The sequence below is a fragment of the Nonomuraea sp. NPDC050451 genome (genome assembly GCF_044458585.1).
Genome location: NZ_JBITHZ010000064.1, coordinates 1 through 13,823 on the forward strand (window position 1 = coordinate 1; position 13,823 = coordinate 13,823).

Sequence of the window (13,823 nt, forward strand, 5' to 3'; positions counted from 1 at the left end):
GGTTCCTCCTGGTGGTGTGGTCCAAGGGGTGCCTGCGGAGACGAGAACGAGGGTGTCCAAGATCGTCTTATGGCGAACGACGTGGACACCCTCGCCGTCCCTGGGATCTCCGCCGTTCCTGGCGCACGGCATGGTTGCTCGGTGGTTGCTCCTGTGTACGCGACACGGCGCGGCATCCATCGTCACTTCCCGACACGACGGCGGGGAAAATCCCGGCGAGCAATTGTCAAATCCTGTGTATCGATGAATGTGGCCGGACTTCCCAGGTCGGCCGTTGGAGCTGATCGTTGTACACGATGATGTCGGCGTGGTCGGTTGGGCGGGCTGTGGCGAAGTAGAGCTGTTGGGAGGGGATATAGCGGTTGCGCCAGGACCGTTCGATTTCGGCGGTGTCGGCGGTGGATCCGGCCAGCGCTGTGCCTCGGTCCCGAGCGCGATCTACCGTCTGCTCGAATGGGACGGACACGAAGATGCGCAGGTCCCACCGGTCGATGAGTTCTGGGCGCAGGAGGAAGACGCCGTCGAAGAGCAGTACGGCGTCTGCGGGGGCGGTCGTCGCCGGCGGGGACGACGGGGTGTCGGTGTCTCTGTCGTAGACCGCGTGTTGGAACCTTCGGTCTCCGCCTGGGCCCAGCGGATCGAGCAGGACCCGGCACAGCGCGGCGTGGTCATGGGCGTCGAAATAGCAGCCTTCGGCCGAGTACTGGCCACGTCGGTAGCGCTGTGCACGGGGGAAGAGGAAGTCGTCGATGCTCGCGCGGATGACGTCGCGGTCCTGCGCGCGCAGGACGACCGCGAGCTCGTCGGCCAGCGTGGTCTTGCCGGCGGCGGGCGGCCCGTCGATGGCGACCCGCAGCGGGTGCGCGGTCGTGACGGACCTGATCGCTTCGGCCAGCCGACTGATGAGCTCGCCGCGGGTGCCTTGGTTCATTGCTGCCTCTCTCACGGTGTCTCTGTTTAGCACCGCACGTCAGGCTGCGGTCGCCGGCTCGCGTTCGACGAGGACGCCTCGTTCGAAGCGGGCGCGGACGAGGGCGACGAGGTGGGGTGCGTTGACCGCACGCCGGCGGGCCTGGGCGGACTCGATGAGTGTGAAGGCCATGGCCAGGCCGGCGGCTCGGGACCCGGGCCCTTTTGTGACCTTGGTGCGGTGCCGGACCATGGCGAAGTGGCTCGATCGGGTTGGTTGGTGCGCAGATGCTGCCAGTGCTCGGCGGGGTAGGCGTAGAACTCGATCAGCGCGGGCAGCTCATCGGTCACCTTGTCGACGGCCTTGGGGTACGTGGCGCCGTAGGCGGCCTCGAACGCCTTCACCGCGGCCAGGGCATGGGTCTCATCCTCGGCGTTCCAGATCTCGGCCAGGTGCTGAAGGGTGTCAAAACCAGGCCCAGGGCCCTGACCTGCGTATTTCATGACTGCACCCCGTTGGTCAGCCGGCTCGCCGGTACTCGCTGATCGCCATGGACATCACGCAGGAGGAAGTTCAGCACCACCGATGCGGCAACGGCTTACAGCACTCTGTCCCTCGATGGCCAGTGGAGGCGGGGGAAGAGCGCCGCTCATGGGCGAACCTCCTGGCCGACCATGATCGGCCGCCGGCTATCTTTCTCGTCAAGCATGCGCTGAAACCGCTGATCAGAGAAGGACGACGGTGCCCTACAGCCGCTTGCTGCCCTGAAGCTCGCAGGACTCGCCTCTGTCGAGGCGGACGATATTGCCGTCCTGGCCGGCTGCCTCGACATGGTGGACAAAGTCGGCCAGCGGGGAGGTGAAGACACCGTAGTCGTCGTAGTGAACCGGGATGATCGTGCGTGGGCGGATCAGTCCGGCCCAGCGGACGCCCTGCCGGCCGTCCATGCCGACCGGCAGCATGCCCAGCAGCTTGGCGCCGCCCAAGTGCACGATGCCGGCGTCGATGTCGGGGAACCGCCGCGGATCGCCTCCAGTTCCCTGGTCATGAGCATGTCGCCGCTGATGTACAGGCGCAACCGTACGTCGTTGCTCAGCTCGCGGTGCCGCCAAGTGTCGAGCCCGGTCGTGTCGGCGTAGCCCTGGCGGCGCAGTGCACGCGCCGCCCGCCGGGTGGTGATGATCGGCGTGGTCTTGTCCAGGCCGTCGCGGGCGACGCGGTCCCAGCGGTCGCCGTGCATGTGTGAGAGCACTACGGCGTCCAAAGCTGGCTCGGTCAGCCGTTTGCTGGTGAGCCCGTAGCCCAGGTACGCGCGCCGGCCGCGGTGCAGGAAGTTGGGTCGGTGAGGATGGTGAAGCCGTTGCAGATGATGAGCGTTGTGGCATTGCCGATGAACAGTACGCTCGCCTCGTGCTTGTCGCCGAGCATGAGCACTCCCTTCCCGGCCGACAAGATCGCTCTGTCGCCCACCGACCTGGCGGACTGGTAACGGCATGGCACGGCGGCTGGCCGTATGGTCAACCGGCACCTCCTGTCACCGAGCTCGCAGCGGTCGGCGTGCGTAGCACCCAGTCCTGGCCTGGGCAGCCTTGCGGCGTCGGCGGGAAGACGTGGCCTTTCACGTCGGTGCTGTGGCCGCAGCCCGACTCACACTCGTAGATGCCGCTCTGCGGAACTCTGGTCCCAGGATTCTCCGCCATGCAGGTTCGCTACGCGCGTTTCCTCCCATCAGGAGTGCTGATCCGGCAGTCGCCGCCGTGGGGGGTGACGGCGGGTCGGCGGACGCAGGCGGAGTTGAGGGCACCTCGGTCCCGAGGCGGGTGCGGCAAGACAGAGCCGGCCGCGACGGCCGGCTCGATCCGGATCGTGATCCGGTTGCCCGCCTCGGCGAGTGTGTCCAAGCCGGTCTTGACGACGCCGAGGCGGACCAGGCCCGGATCAGGGACCGTCTGTCCGAGATCGTCGTAGTAGACGGCGATCACCCCGCTCGAGGGCCAGAAGTAGAGCTCGCCGGGGGTGGGATCGTGGACCGGCGTGCCGCCGTCGGCCGTGAGCGAGCGCGGCAGCGGCCCCGCCTTCGCCTGCCCCCACGCGTCCGTCAGCTGCACGGTCAACGGCAGCATCGCGGCGAACTGCCGCGAGGGCGGCGTGTCGGTCAAGGTCACGGTGACGGCTTGGTCGCCGAGCCGCAGCACCACCGGCGTCCCCGGCAGCGTTCCCGGCGACGGCCCTGATGCTGCCAGCGGGCTGGTCAGGTGCGGGTTCGCCGGGAGCGAGCACCCGGCCGGCGTCGCGGTGGTCAGCGCGGTGGTCAGCAGGCAGGCGGTAAGGCGGCGGCGGGCCCGGACGGCGAGGTCACGGCAGCGGTCATGGCATCCAGGACATCCGAGCAGCACCGGTGCGAGAAAGCCACTGCTGATGGGTGCATTCCCAGTACATCCCAGTCTGTCCAGGGTTGGCGTACCGTCGTGGCATGGACAACCGGTCCGAAGTGCGCGAATTCCTCACCTCACGACGCGCCAAGATCACTCCCAAGCAGGCCGGCCTGCCCGTCGCGGGTCAGCGCCGCGTCCCCGGACTACGCCGCAGCGAGGTCGCCGCCCTGGCCGGAATGAGCGTGGAGTACTACGCCAAGCTCGAACGCGGCCACCTGGCCGGCGTCTCGGCCGGTGTGCTCGAAGCGATCGCCCGCGCCCTGCACCTGGACGACGCCGAACGCGCTCACCTGCTGCGCCTCGCGCACGAGGCGGACGGTAGCAACGCCATCCTGCGCCGCCGCCGGCCCGACCAGCCGGCGGCACGTCCCGGCCTGCGATGGATGCTCGACAGCATCATCACCGCCCCGGCGATCATCGGCAACAACCGATCGGACCTGCTGGCCGCCAACCACCTGGGCCGCGCCCTGTACTGCGACGTCTACGCCGACCCCACCCGGCCGCCGAACTTCGCCCGGTTCACCTTCCTCGACAGCGCCGCCCGCCGCTTCTATCCCGACTGGGACCTGGCCGCCGACATGACCGTGGCCAACCTGCGCACCGCCGCCGGCAAGGACCCGCACGACAAGGGCCTGCACGACCTGGTCGGGGAACTGTGCACCCGCAGCGACGACTTCCGCCGCCGCTGGGGAGCCCACAACGTCCGCACCCACGGCACCGGCGTCAAGCACTTCCACCACCACATCGTCGGCGAGCTCGCCCTCACCTACGAGAGCATGGACCTGCGCGCCGAGCCCGACCTGTCCATGACGATCTACACCGCCGAGCCCGGCTCCCCGTCCGAGGACGCGCTCCGCCTGCTCGCCTCCTGGGCTGCCACGCACGAGCACACGGACCGGCCCCAGGACACCGGCCACCCGCCCATCGGGCGCACCTGACACATACGCTTCTACTGACGGCCGACCAGGATGGGGTGGCTTGCCGGGTGAGTAGCGGATCTGGCGCAAAGTCCGTGAAGCTGTCACATCCTGTGATCACATTGCCGATGCGAGCGGTGGTCGTGTGATCGCGATTTCGTAACTCGACGCGCAGGTGAACGGCCGCGTCGTCATGATCCGGTTCATCACGGAACTGATCATCACGATCTGCCGTCCTCAGGACGGCCCATACTGATCGAGTTCGAGGTCCGCCGGTTCTTCTGCGACAACACCACCTGTGACGTTCGCACCTTTGTCGAGCAGGTCCCCACGCTGACCAGGCGGCATGCCCGCCGTACGTCTTCGTCGGCCACCTCTACTTCGACTCGCTCGAAGCGATGGCCGAGGCGTACACGGACATCGCCCGCACGAAGATCTTCAACGACATCCCCAACTTCACCCCGGCGCTCATGCTCTCCGAGGTCTACATCGACGAGAACTGACCGGGGTCGACCCGCCGCGACCTGGACGAGCCCTCCCACCAAAACGACCCTCGGGTGAGCCCAGCCAGGCCTCCCGCGCAAGGCACAGATAGGCCCAGCACCGCGAAGAAGGCGTCCATTAAGGCGCGAAAGGAGGGTGCGCGGATTGACCGGAGGGGCAAGGAAGTTCGAGACACCGACAAGAACGCCTTCAATCTCAATCTGCTGGAGATCGCGGTCCTCGCCTGTCAACGCGGTGAAGAGCCCGGCGAGTGGGCCGCCTGCGTCCACCAGTTGCGTCACGCACCTGACATCGATGGGCCCCTGGCCCTTCCCTTCCCTCTTCACCTGGCGAAGAAGGCCGTGGAGTATGTGCTTCCCGACGCCAAGGACGACACCTGATTGCAGCTCGAACCGACGAGGAGATCCGGATGGACATTCGTTGTCGGCGTCGCGGTGCCCCTGGGGCTCGTCCAGAGGCCGTGCAGCTCATCGCTGTGTATGACCCGGGAGTGGGCGAGTGTGACAGCCACTCGGTGCTGACGCTGCACTGGGTCAGGTGGTAACCACTGCCGACCGCGCGAGGGTGGGTCGTGGTGTAGGTCATCTCGACCCTGTCCGGTGCCAAATTTCGCTCATAGCGCTGGCCTGCGGTTTCGCGCGTCGTCAAGCTGCTCTGCGATACTCATGGATCAGACCGCATACAGCGCTTCGCCGCTGTATGCGAGCTGTGAGATCAACAACTTCGGCCGGATCATGAATGGGTTGACGTAGTGACAGCGCCTGATGCGGCCGGTGTTGGTTGTAGTGGCGCTCATACTCGGCCAAGACCTGCCGCAAGTGCCGCTCACCATGCACCAGCATGTGATCGAGACATTCGCGCCGGAGCGTACCGACGAACCGCTCGGCGAGCGCGGCGGCGTCTTGAGGACACGTACGCCCGCCCCAGCGAGCACCCCGTCCGGTCCTCCGCCGAACTTGCCGTCCTGTCCCGGATCAAGAATCGGAACCCGGCCGCTCGCTCCCCCAGTTCCATCAGCAGATTGCGCGCCTGCTGCGCCGTCCAGACACCGGTCGGATAAGCCGTGACACCAAGGATATGCACGCGCCGCGTTTCGACCTCCATGACAAACAGCACGTACAAACGTTTGAGAAACACCGTATCGACGTAGAGAAAGTCGCACGCCAGGATGCCGGAGGCCTGGGCGACGAGGAACTCGCGCCAAGTCGGTGAAGCTAGACGCGGCGCGGGCCCCGCCACCGCCAAGACTCTGCGGACCGTCCCTCTCTTCGGAGACCGAGGGCCGATCCTGCTTGGCGGGGTAGATCCACTTCTTCTTGACCAGCCTGCGGTGCCAGGCGAGCAACGTGCCTGGCGTCACTATGCGATGCAGTCGGAGGCGAGCAGGTAACAGCCTGGCCAGCGCTGCCAGCAGCGCTCGATCAGCCCAGTCCGGCCTGGGCTGGACGACCTGGCGGCGCAGCACCGCAACCTCATGCCGCAACACCACGATTTCCACCTCTTTGGAGGCGCTGCCCCGAGTGAGCAGCACCAGCCAGCCGAACACCCTGACCACCAGCAGATACAGAAGCCGAAACAACACGAAAGGCGAGCCTGGAAGACCAGGTCAGGCCTCAGCGCCAGTTTCTGGCACCGGATACCCCCCATCTCCGAAGGACAGCCCCTCACAGGAGATAGAACCCCATGGGCAACAGGGCAGGCAGCCCGAACCGCAGATAAGCATCGCCACCACCCCACCCGTGGCGTGATCGCCGCACGTGCCAGGGATCCCATCGGGGCATCGCGAACGGTCATGAGCCCGTTACCACAGATAATGAGTCACGACGGACGGGTGGATGGACGATCCAGGCGCCGCGGTGTTCCCCTTCAGTGGTGCCGTACCGCATGCACGTCCGCGATTCCTGCGACGTCGAGGACGTCGTGCAGCTACGATGCCTCGCCGGGGCCCGATGAGGCACGGACATCGGCAGGGAGGCTCCTGCCGGCTCAGCCGGTGCGCCAGCCGTGCTTGATCAAGAGGTTGCGCGCGTCGTCGGCGATGGCCACGTCGGCCACGACAGCATAGCGGGCGGCTACCAGCGACTGGTTGGTCAACAGGTCACCTCGGCCGCGCGCGGCCCAGCACGCGGTCACGCCGAAGGCGGCGCCGAGCAGCGCGCCGAAGGCCATCCCCGCCAGCAGCGCCGCCCACGGACCCGCGACCAGTAGGACCATCAGGCTGGAAGGCAGACCGAACCAGGCGCCGAGCGCAGCGCCCATGCCCGCCGCACGGCGGGTGGTCATCCGGCTCAGAACGTTCTCCATCAGGCGCAGGTTCTCCCCGACGATGCCCACTCGGTGCGCCGGAATACCGTTGTCGGCCAGGAAGGCGACTGCCTCACGGGCCTGTTCGCAGGTGTCGTAGGAGCCGACCACCGGCCGGTCGCCGCCCGCGGCCGCAGATGCGATCGCCGGAGCGGTCTCGATCATGACAGGTGCCTCCTTCCTAGATGGGTCGCTTCAGGGCCGCACGCAGTTCGCGGACTTCCTGTTCCAGCTCGAGGATGCGGCGGATGGCGTTGAGCGTCATTCCCTGGCCGGTCATCGTGGTGACGTGCTGCAGCATCCCGATGTCGTGGCGGGAGTAGCGGCGCTGCCCGCCGGGAGAGCGGTGCGGGCTGACCACGTCGTGCTGGTCGAGCCGGCGCAGGAAGGCCTGCTGCACCTGCAGCATCTCCGCGACCTGACCCAGGGAGTACAGCGGAGCGTGCTCGTCGTCGAACGGCATGCCGGCCATCCGAACCTCCTCTCGAATGGCAAGGGCGGGCCCGTCGGCACCCGCCCTTGCCATGGACGTGCATATCAGGCCCGGATGGCCTTGACGTCGCCCTGCTGGATCTCGACCTTACGGGGCTTGGCCCGCTCGAGCACGGGGATGCGGACCTTCAGCACGCCGTTGGCGTACCCAGCGTCGATCTTGTCGCTGTCGAGGTACTCCGACAGGTAGACGCGGCGGGTGAAGGTGCCCATGGGGCGTTCGCGGACGAAGACCCGCTCGCCCTCGGGGATCTCCTCCTCGCGGCGAGCGCTGACGCTCAGCACTCCGCGGTCGACGGTGACCTCGATGGACTCGGGGTCGATGCCGGGCAGGTCGAACGTCAGCAGCACGTCGTCCTCGCGGCGCAGGCCGTCCATCGGCATGAGGGCGCCCGTGCCGGTGCCGAAGGTCCGGCGGGCCAGCTGGTCGAACTGGCGCTCGAACTCCTGGATGAACGGGTCGATGGATGTGAGCAGCATGTCCAGCTCCCTTCGCGAGCTCTCCGAGAAGAACCTCCAACTTGATTTGTATGTTAACTCCACCCATGAATGGATGCAAGCTGCCGAACGACGTTGAGGTCTGTTGGGGCTGCGGGTCGGAGCAAGCTCAGCGGTTATCTGGGGCATTCAAGCGAAGTAGCTGGTCAGCCGCTTGACAGCCGTTAAGGCATGTAAGGCAAGTGAGCTGGCTGCGGCTGAGATGTCTGGCCACCAACCAGAGGTCAGATGAGCGCCGTCAGCAGGCTGTAGGCGCCGCCGGCGATGCCCGCGCCGACCGAGCAGATGACGATGCCCTTGGCGAAGCCGCGCAGATGGAAGCCGAGGTCGCGGTAGTCGGACATGTTCTGGGTGCCGGGCAGCACGACCAGTGCGGGCCGCCAGGTGACCACGATGAGCCAGTCCAGCACGATCAGGTCGAACAGGTTGCAAGATGATCCAGGCGTAGACGTACGCGACCAGAGCCGGGGGCGAGCTCGTTCAGATGTGTCAGCGCGAGGGCCAGGATGGCGACCACGCCGACGGCGACGATGAGGCTGGCCAGGCGGGCGACGCGTTGCCCGCGCGGGCTTTTGGGGCCGTAGCGGTCGCGGATGGCGGGCGGGTAGTCCTGGACCATGAAGTCACGGGCGGCCAACGCGCCGCCGAACAGGACGACGGTGAACAGCCCGCTGACTGCCCAGCCCGTAGATCAGTGCCCAGCCTGTCAGCGCCGCCCACGAAGTCGCATGCTTCACCGATGGGCTCCTTTCACCTGGCCGAACGCTGCACGGCGGTCACGCTGGTGGACGGCGAGTCCGCGGACGAGGGTGTGGTGACGGGGATGACGGCGCGGTATTTGCCGCCGGCGTTCTGCTGCGGCGGCTCGCTGGCGTGTTCGATGGAGACGTGGCCCAGGCCGTGGCGGGCCAGCAGTTCGCTCAGGCGGGTCTGGATCTGATGCCAGACGGTGTCGGGGTCGGCGCCCGGCGCGGGGTGAAGCCGGATGCGCAGCGCGGTGGGTGCGCTCTGGACGATCTGGAACAGCTCTAGTCCCGGCACGGACTCCAGCAGGGTGGCCAGCGGCAGCGGGGCAAGGGTGACCGGCTCGCCGTCGGGCCGGGGGATGGTGAGCAGGTCGGCTGGACGGCCCTGGACACGGACGGCCGGGCCGGGGTTGCCGCATGGGCAGCGGTCGGGGCGGACCTGGACGGCGTCGCCCAGGTCATAGCGCAGGATCGGTTGGACGTGGTTGGCCAGGTTGGTCAGCAGCACCGTGTGGGAGGGCCGGCCGGGCGGCACCGGACGGTACTGCTCGTCGACGGGCTCGAGGATGGCCCAGTCTGCGTTGAGGTGCATCCAGCCGTGTTCGCAGCCGTAGGACAGGAACGGGCACTCGTTGCAGGCGTAGCTGGTGCGCACCTTGGCGTTCAGGGCGGCCGCGATGCGCGCGTATTCCGGCAGCGGCAGGCCTTCGGCGCTGAGCACCACCAGGGCGGGATTGATGCGCAGCCGTCCCGCCTCGGCCTCGCCGGCCAGCAGCGCGCCGATGCTGGCGTAGGGGGCCAGCACCGCCGGGCGGAAGGCGTTGAGCTCGGCGACCAGCTCATCCAGCGGCTGCTGAACGCTGAAGGAGGCGATGCGGGACCGGCCACGCAGCCGGGCGGCGGTGACGGTGGAGGCGAAGTGCCCGCCGACCGGCGCCACCAGCGCCATCCGCCCACCACCGCGGGCGATGCGCGCGACATCGGCGGCCTTCAGCCAGGTGAGCAGCATCCGGGCCATCATCGCGCCGGTCACCGCGGCCGCGCGGGCGTCTTGCAGGAAGATGCCGTGCGTGCCGGTGGTGCCGGAGGTGGTGGACAGCGTGTAGCGGCCGGCGAACGGCTCCCCGATGCGCGCCGGGTCGTCGGCGAACGCCCGGGCCGCGGTGAAGGTGACGGCGGGATCGGTGACCCAGTCGTCGAAGGCGGACATCAACTCGCTCTTGCGGGTGACAGGCAGGCGGGTCAGATCGATCGGGCCAGCCATCCCGGCCGGGAGGTCCTGGTAAAGGTGCCGGTAGTAGGGCGAGCGGGTGCGCGCCCAAGCCACGAGCTCGTCCAGGCGAGCTTGCTGCCGGGCGGCCATGGCCCGTTCGCCGCCTGCCTTGGCCCGGCGGGCGTCGGCCAGCAGCCGTAATGTCGAGACCTTCATCGCTTGTGGCTTCCTTGGGAACAGTGATCGAGAACGGATCACGGCTGTGCTTGCAGCAGCTTGGCCAGGTCCGCAGGCATGGGCATGGGCTGGGTCAGGCGGACGCGGGCGCGGCCGGTGTTGCCCTCGGGGTAGCGGCCCAGCGCCGAGGCCGGGGCGGCGGCGATGATGCGGATCACCTGGCCGAACGCTTCGCGGCGGTCGCGCTGGCGGACGGCTAGGGTGAACATGGCGATGTGGTTGGCGGTGTGCGGCCAGGGCCAGGGCTGGGAGATGATGTGGGCGCGCTCCAGGTGCCGCCAGCGCGCCTCGGCGGTGGTGGCGGTGCGGGCGGCGCGCATCTCGGCCTGGTAGGCGGCGCGCACCCGCTCAGGCATCCGGCCGGTCATCACGCCTGCTGATCGTCATGTCGATGCTGACGGTGTCGATGCCGGCGGTGGCGGGGGCGTCGGTCTGGCAGCAGCCGTCGGCGCAGCCGGCGTCGTTGACCGCCACGGCGGCATCGCTCGTGGCGAGAGGGTGCGGGCAGCAGGCGTCCCCGCGCCAGGCTTCGCGGCCTTCCTTGACAGCGACGGCGGCGATGACCAGGGCGGCGATCGGGTCGGCCCAGGACCAGCCGAACAGGCTGTTGAGCGCCAGGCCCACCAGCAGCACGCCGGACAGGTAGGTGCACAGCAGGGTCTGCTTGGAGTCGGCCACCGCGCTGGCGGAGCCGAGTTCGCGGCCGGCGCGGCGCTGCGCATGCGACAGGAACGGCATGATGACCAGGCTCAGGGCGGCCAGGATCAGGCCGGGGGTGGAGTGTTCGGCCTCGCCCACGCCGAACAGGGCGCGGACGGCGTCGAAGGTGACGTAGGCGGCCAGCGCGAAGAACGAGATCGCGATGACGCGCAGCGCGGTCTTCTCCCGCTTCTCGTGGTCGGTGGCGGAGAACTGCCAGGCGACCGCGGCGGCGGAGGCGACCTCGACGATGGAGTCCAGGCCGAAGCCGATCAGGGCGGCGGAGGAGGCGAGAGTGCCGGCGGTGATGGCCACTGCGGCTTCGATCAGGTTGTAGGTGATGGTGGCCGCGACCAGCAGCCGGATGCGGCGCTGCAGTAACGTCCGCCGGTCCGGGGCAGGCAGGTTCAGCGTGGTCATGAAACCGCCTCCCCCGTCGCGTTCTCGTTGCCGGTCTGCGCGTCGAGCTGGGTGAGGTCGTGGTCGATCTCGGCTTGCAGAGTGCTGGGGGCGTCGGCCGGGCGTGGCTGGGTGCCGTGGACGGGGCAGAGCACCACGGCGTGGCCGGTGGCGGCCAGCAGGTGTTCGGCGGAGGCGAGCAGGTCCATCAGCTCGGGCCGGGTCAGGGAGTAGAAGGACTGGCGTCCTTCGGCGCGGTAGTCGACCAGGTCACAGTCGCGCAGGCAGGCCAGGTGCTTGGAGACCGTGGACTGGGCCAGCCCGAGCTCGGCGGTCAGGTCGACGACGCGGGCCTCGCCGCGCGCGAGCCGCTGCACGATGCGCAGCCGGGTCTCGTCGGCCAGGGAGTGGAACAACGCCGCCGCCGGGGAGATCCCCGCGGCGATGTCCGCGCTCACGCATGGGCCGCCATCATCTTTAATCGCCATACTACGATGATAGCCCGATTTGGTTATGTATTGGCAAGGGGATGCGCGAGGCGGAACGTCCGGGACGGGGTGGGGTCTGGGCTGCTGCCAGGCCGGTCGTCGGCGGGCATCTGGGCGAGTGTCCAGGCCGTGGACGCAACCCGGCCAGAACACCCACGACTGCTCCGATGATGAGCCCGGCGGCGGTGCTGCGAAGCTGCATGCCGACCATCCCCCTCGCTTCCCATGCCAGCCAGGCCCTAGCCGTGGCCAGAGCCCCGGAGCTGGAGGTCCGAAGGTCCAGACGCCCGCGCCCCTCACACCAGGAGACCCAGGATCTCGGGCGTTTCACAGGCCGGCCCACGGCATCGAGCCCGGTGGGCGACCGCTGCAACGCTGACGTACGACACGTACGACTGGGACTTGAGCAAGATCCTAGAGAAGGGCACGTCCGGCAGGTGACGAACGGGCCTGACAACCCCAGATAACGTGTCAGGCATGTTCGTCGGGAGCCCATGTGCCTTACATGCGTGACTACTAAGAGTCACCTAAGATAATGCGCCGACTGCCAAGCCGAACACCTCGTGCAAGCCGCCGACCAGGACTGACCGCCGTCCGCCACCGAAGCGGCCCGCTCAGAGGGCGCCTTCGATCCCGGCCTCGGGGAGCAATGGAACAGTGGTTGGCGTTGAGCATTGACCGACGTCATGGACGCCGTTGACGGCGGGCGTTCCCGCCGGTTACCCGTGCTTGTCCGGTTTCGGCGGCGGCGAAGGCGCGGTATCCGCCGAGATCTCGGGCTGGGCGAGGACGTCGCCGCGGTGTACGACTCGGACCGGACCCGGGGCCATCATCGGATGCTGATCCGCCGGCGTAGCGAGGTCGTGTCGGACATTCAGCAAGACCGCCGTCGTCATCACCGCGAAGTCCGCCGGGCGCAAGGTCTTCGGCCTCGCCACCGCAGGCGTCCGTCTCGCTTGACCTCTTGCGCGTCAGTCCGACAGCCAGTGCAGCTCGTGCGCCAGGGTTTTGGCGACGGCACGGATGCGGCGGTGAAGCGGCGACTGCTCGCGTGGGAGGACCAGGTGGATCGTCAGGCTGGGCGCGCCCCGCAGCGGTCGCCAGGTGAGACCGGCCGGTTGTGCCGTGACCGCGGCTTCTCCGGCCGGGGCGAGGGTGACCCCGTCGCGCAGGTCGCGCTGAGACATGTCGAAAGAGACTGCGGGCGTGTGGAATCGAGGGTGTGGTCGGGTGTCTCGGAACAGTGCGGACAGCTGATCGTGGATCACGGGGTTGGCCGCACGGTCCGGGAGTCGCAGCGGATACGCGGCCGCGTCGGCGATCTCGATCTCCGGGTGTTCGGCCAGCGGATGATGCTGCGCCAGCTGGACCCCGACGCGCATACGCCGCAGCAGGAACCGGCGCACGCCACGGCCCGGCTGTTCACCGCGGGTGATCCCGGCATCGATGCGGCCGTCGGCGACCGCGGGGGAGATCTCCGGTGTCGCCATCGGGACCGCGCCGACCTCGAGTCCGCTGTTGCCGCGAATCAGCCTGTCCACCAGGGCCGGTGCCGTCTCGGCCCCGGCGCTGAGGCTGTATCCGATGCGCAGCGTGCCCAGTTCACCGGCCGCCGCGCTCCGGGCGGTGTCCCATGCCCGGTCCAGCGCCGCCAGCGCGGGCGGCGCGGACTCCGCCAAAGCCGCACCGGCCGTGGTCAATACGACGCTACGCGTGTTGCGGACCAGCAGGGCCGTACCGAGTTCCGCCTCCAATCGGCGCATCCGGGCGCTGAGTGCGGGCTGTGCGATACCGATCCGTGCGGCCGCGCGGGTGAAGTTCAACTCCTGCGCCAGCACCAGGAAGTACCGCAGGCTCACCGTATCCGGCGCCACGTGCCCTCCCTGCCGATTGATAACGATCCGTTCTGAGTCTATCCAGTACTGGTCTTTCCCTCGACCGCACATCAAGCCCTAACCTGCGCATATGACGATTCAACCGA

At 68.3% G+C, this 13,823-nt stretch carries 17 protein-coding genes and 1 pseudogene; 2 read left to right on the forward strand and 16 right to left on the reverse strand.

Annotated elements, in window-relative coordinates; all coding sequences use genetic code 11:
• Positions 1 to 226: 226 nt before the first annotated feature.
• From ACIBI9_RS64730 to ACIBI9_RS64750, 5 genes and pseudogenes are all read right to left on the reverse strand, one after another.
• Positions 227 to 931: a cytidylate kinase family protein gene (locus ACIBI9_RS64730; RefSeq protein WP_397238564.1), complete on the reverse strand. Its 705-nt coding sequence runs from the start codon at positions 929 to 931 to the stop codon at positions 227 to 229.
• 39 nt (positions 932 to 970) lie between these two features.
• Positions 971 to 1,371, reverse strand: a pseudogene (locus tag ACIBI9_RS64735) (transposase); the annotation flags it as partial.
• Positions 1,372 to 1,656: 285 nt separating this feature from the next.
• Positions 1,657 to 1,902 (reverse strand): MBL fold metallo-hydrolase, encoded by a 246-nt coding sequence (locus tag ACIBI9_RS64740; RefSeq protein ID WP_397238566.1) that lies wholly within the window; start codon positions 1,900 to 1,902, stop codon positions 1,657 to 1,659.
• A gap of 283 nt (positions 1,903 to 2,185) precedes the next feature.
• Positions 2,186 to 2,338: a hypothetical protein gene (locus ACIBI9_RS64745; RefSeq protein WP_397238568.1), complete on the reverse strand. Its 153-nt coding sequence runs from the start codon at positions 2,336 to 2,338 to the stop codon at positions 2,186 to 2,188.
• A gap of 281 nt (positions 2,339 to 2,619) precedes the next feature.
• Positions 2,620 to 3,306, reverse strand: a complete 687-nt coding sequence (locus tag ACIBI9_RS64750) for a cyclophilin-like fold protein (protein ID WP_397238570.1) — start codon at positions 3,304 to 3,306, stop codon at positions 2,620 to 2,622.
• A 77-nt stretch (positions 3,307 to 3,383) separates the two neighbouring features.
• Here ACIBI9_RS64750 and ACIBI9_RS64755 point away from each other — a divergent pair, with 77 nt between their 5' ends.
• Together ACIBI9_RS64755 and ACIBI9_RS64760 are read left to right on the forward strand one after the other, a co-directional pair.
• Entirely contained in the window at positions 3,384 to 4,283 is a 900-nt protein-coding gene (locus ACIBI9_RS64755) for a helix-turn-helix domain-containing protein (protein ID WP_397238572.1), read from the forward strand.
• Positions 4,284 to 4,819: 536 nt separating this feature from the next.
• Positions 4,820 to 5,146: an RNaseH domain-containing protein gene (locus ACIBI9_RS64760; protein WP_397238574.1), complete on the forward strand. Its 327-nt coding sequence runs from the start codon at positions 4,820 to 4,822 to the stop codon at positions 5,144 to 5,146.
• A gap of 264 nt (positions 5,147 to 5,410) precedes the next feature.
• Here the strand turns inward: ACIBI9_RS64760 and ACIBI9_RS64765 are convergent, their stop codons facing one another.
• The 11 genes from ACIBI9_RS64765 to ACIBI9_RS64815 form a co-directional block, all read right to left on the reverse strand.
• Complete coding sequence (locus ACIBI9_RS64765) at positions 5,411 to 5,608, reverse strand: integrase core domain-containing protein (protein ID WP_397238575.1); 198 nt, start codon at positions 5,606 to 5,608, stop codon at positions 5,411 to 5,413.
• Positions 5,609 to 6,752: 1,144 nt separating this feature from the next.
• Entirely contained in the window at positions 6,753 to 7,235 is a 483-nt protein-coding gene (locus ACIBI9_RS64770) for a general stress protein (RefSeq protein ID WP_397238577.1), read from the reverse strand.
• Positions 7,236 to 7,251: 16 nt separating this feature from the next.
• The gene (locus ACIBI9_RS64775; protein WP_397238579.1) at positions 7,252 to 7,542 is read right to left on the reverse strand and encodes a MerR family transcriptional regulator; all 291 of its coding nucleotides are present in this window, start codon (positions 7,540 to 7,542) and stop codon (positions 7,252 to 7,254) included.
• Between the two features lie 65 nt (positions 7,543 to 7,607).
• Positions 7,608 to 8,042 (reverse strand): Hsp20/alpha crystallin family protein, encoded by a 435-nt coding sequence (locus ACIBI9_RS64780; protein ID WP_397238581.1) that lies wholly within the window; start codon positions 8,040 to 8,042, stop codon positions 7,608 to 7,610.
• A gap of 242 nt (positions 8,043 to 8,284) precedes the next feature.
• Complete coding sequence (locus tag ACIBI9_RS64785; protein ID WP_397238583.1) at positions 8,285 to 8,470, reverse strand: hypothetical protein; 186 nt, start codon at positions 8,468 to 8,470, stop codon at positions 8,285 to 8,287.
• A gap of 2 nt (positions 8,471 to 8,472) precedes the next feature.
• Entirely contained in the window at positions 8,473 to 8,679 is a 207-nt protein-coding gene (locus tag ACIBI9_RS64790) for a hypothetical protein (RefSeq protein WP_397238585.1), read from the reverse strand.
• A 131-nt stretch (positions 8,680 to 8,810) separates the two neighbouring features.
• A complete protein-coding gene (locus ACIBI9_RS64795) occupies positions 8,811 to 10,235 on the reverse strand; it encodes a hypothetical protein (RefSeq protein WP_397238587.1) in 1,425 nt (474 codons plus the stop codon).
• Positions 10,236 to 10,273: 38 nt separating this feature from the next.
• Positions 10,274 to 10,612 carry a DUF3703 domain-containing protein gene (locus ACIBI9_RS64800; RefSeq protein WP_397238589.1) on the reverse strand — a complete coding sequence of 113 codons (339 nt, stop codon included), beginning with the start codon at positions 10,610 to 10,612 and terminating at the stop codon, positions 10,274 to 10,276.
• Positions 10,605 to 11,375 carry a cation transporter gene (locus ACIBI9_RS64805; protein WP_397238591.1) on the reverse strand — a complete coding sequence of 257 codons (771 nt, stop codon included), beginning with the start codon at positions 11,373 to 11,375 and terminating at the stop codon, positions 10,605 to 10,607. The genes ACIBI9_RS64800 and ACIBI9_RS64805 overlap by 8 nt, the downstream gene beginning before the upstream one ends.
• Complete coding sequence (locus tag ACIBI9_RS64810) at positions 11,372 to 11,842, reverse strand: ArsR/SmtB family transcription factor (RefSeq protein WP_397238593.1); 471 nt, start codon at positions 11,840 to 11,842, stop codon at positions 11,372 to 11,374. The genes ACIBI9_RS64805 and ACIBI9_RS64810 overlap by 4 nt, the downstream gene beginning before the upstream one ends.
• A gap of 971 nt (positions 11,843 to 12,813) precedes the next feature.
• Positions 12,814 to 13,716: a LysR family transcriptional regulator gene (locus ACIBI9_RS64815; protein WP_346118026.1), complete on the reverse strand. Its 903-nt coding sequence runs from the start codon at positions 13,714 to 13,716 to the stop codon at positions 12,814 to 12,816.
• Between the last annotated feature and the right edge of the window lie 107 nt (positions 13,717 to 13,823).

Bases quoted from the DNA above. Each gene is read 5' to 3' on its own strand.
- ACIBI9_RS64730 (WP_397238564.1), bottom strand. From the start codon at position 931: ATGAACCAAGGCACCCGCGGCGAGCTCATCAGTCGGCTGGCCGAAGCG.
- ACIBI9_RS64745 (WP_397238568.1), bottom strand. From the start codon at position 2,338: ATGCTCGGCGACAAGCACGAGGCGAGCGTACTGTTCATCGGCAATGCC.
- ACIBI9_RS64755 (WP_397238572.1), top strand. From the start codon at position 3,384: ATGGACAACCGGTCCGAAGTGCGCGAATTCCTCACCTCACGACGCGCC.
- ACIBI9_RS64765 (WP_397238575.1), bottom strand. From the start codon at position 5,608: ATGCTGGTGCATGGTGAGCGGCACTTGCGGCAGGTCTTGGCCGAGTAT.
- ACIBI9_RS64770 (WP_397238577.1), bottom strand. From the start codon at position 7,235: ATGATCGAGACCGCTCCGGCGATCGCATCTGCGGCCGCGGGCGGCGAC.
- ACIBI9_RS64775 (WP_397238579.1), bottom strand. From the start codon at position 7,542: ATGGCCGGCATGCCGTTCGACGACGAGCACGCTCCGCTGTACTCCCTG.
- ACIBI9_RS64780 (WP_397238581.1), bottom strand. From the start codon at position 8,042: ATGCTGCTCACATCCATCGACCCGTTCATCCAGGAGTTCGAGCGCCAG.
- ACIBI9_RS64790 (WP_397238585.1), bottom strand. From the start codon at position 8,679: ATGGTCCAGGACTACCCGCCCGCCATCCGCGACCGCTACGGCCCCAAA.
- ACIBI9_RS64795 (WP_397238587.1), bottom strand. From the start codon at position 10,235: ATGAAGGTCTCGACATTACGGCTGCTGGCCGACGCCCGCCGGGCCAAG.
- ACIBI9_RS64800 (WP_397238589.1), bottom strand. From the start codon at position 10,612: ATGCCTGAGCGGGTGCGCGCCGCCTACCAGGCCGAGATGCGCGCCGCC.
- ACIBI9_RS64805 (WP_397238591.1), bottom strand. From the start codon at position 11,375: ATGACCACGCTGAACCTGCCTGCCCCGGACCGGCGGACGTTACTGCAG.
- ACIBI9_RS64810 (WP_397238593.1), bottom strand. From the start codon at position 11,842: ATGGCGATTAAAGATGATGGCGGCCCATGCGTGAGCGCGGACATCGCC.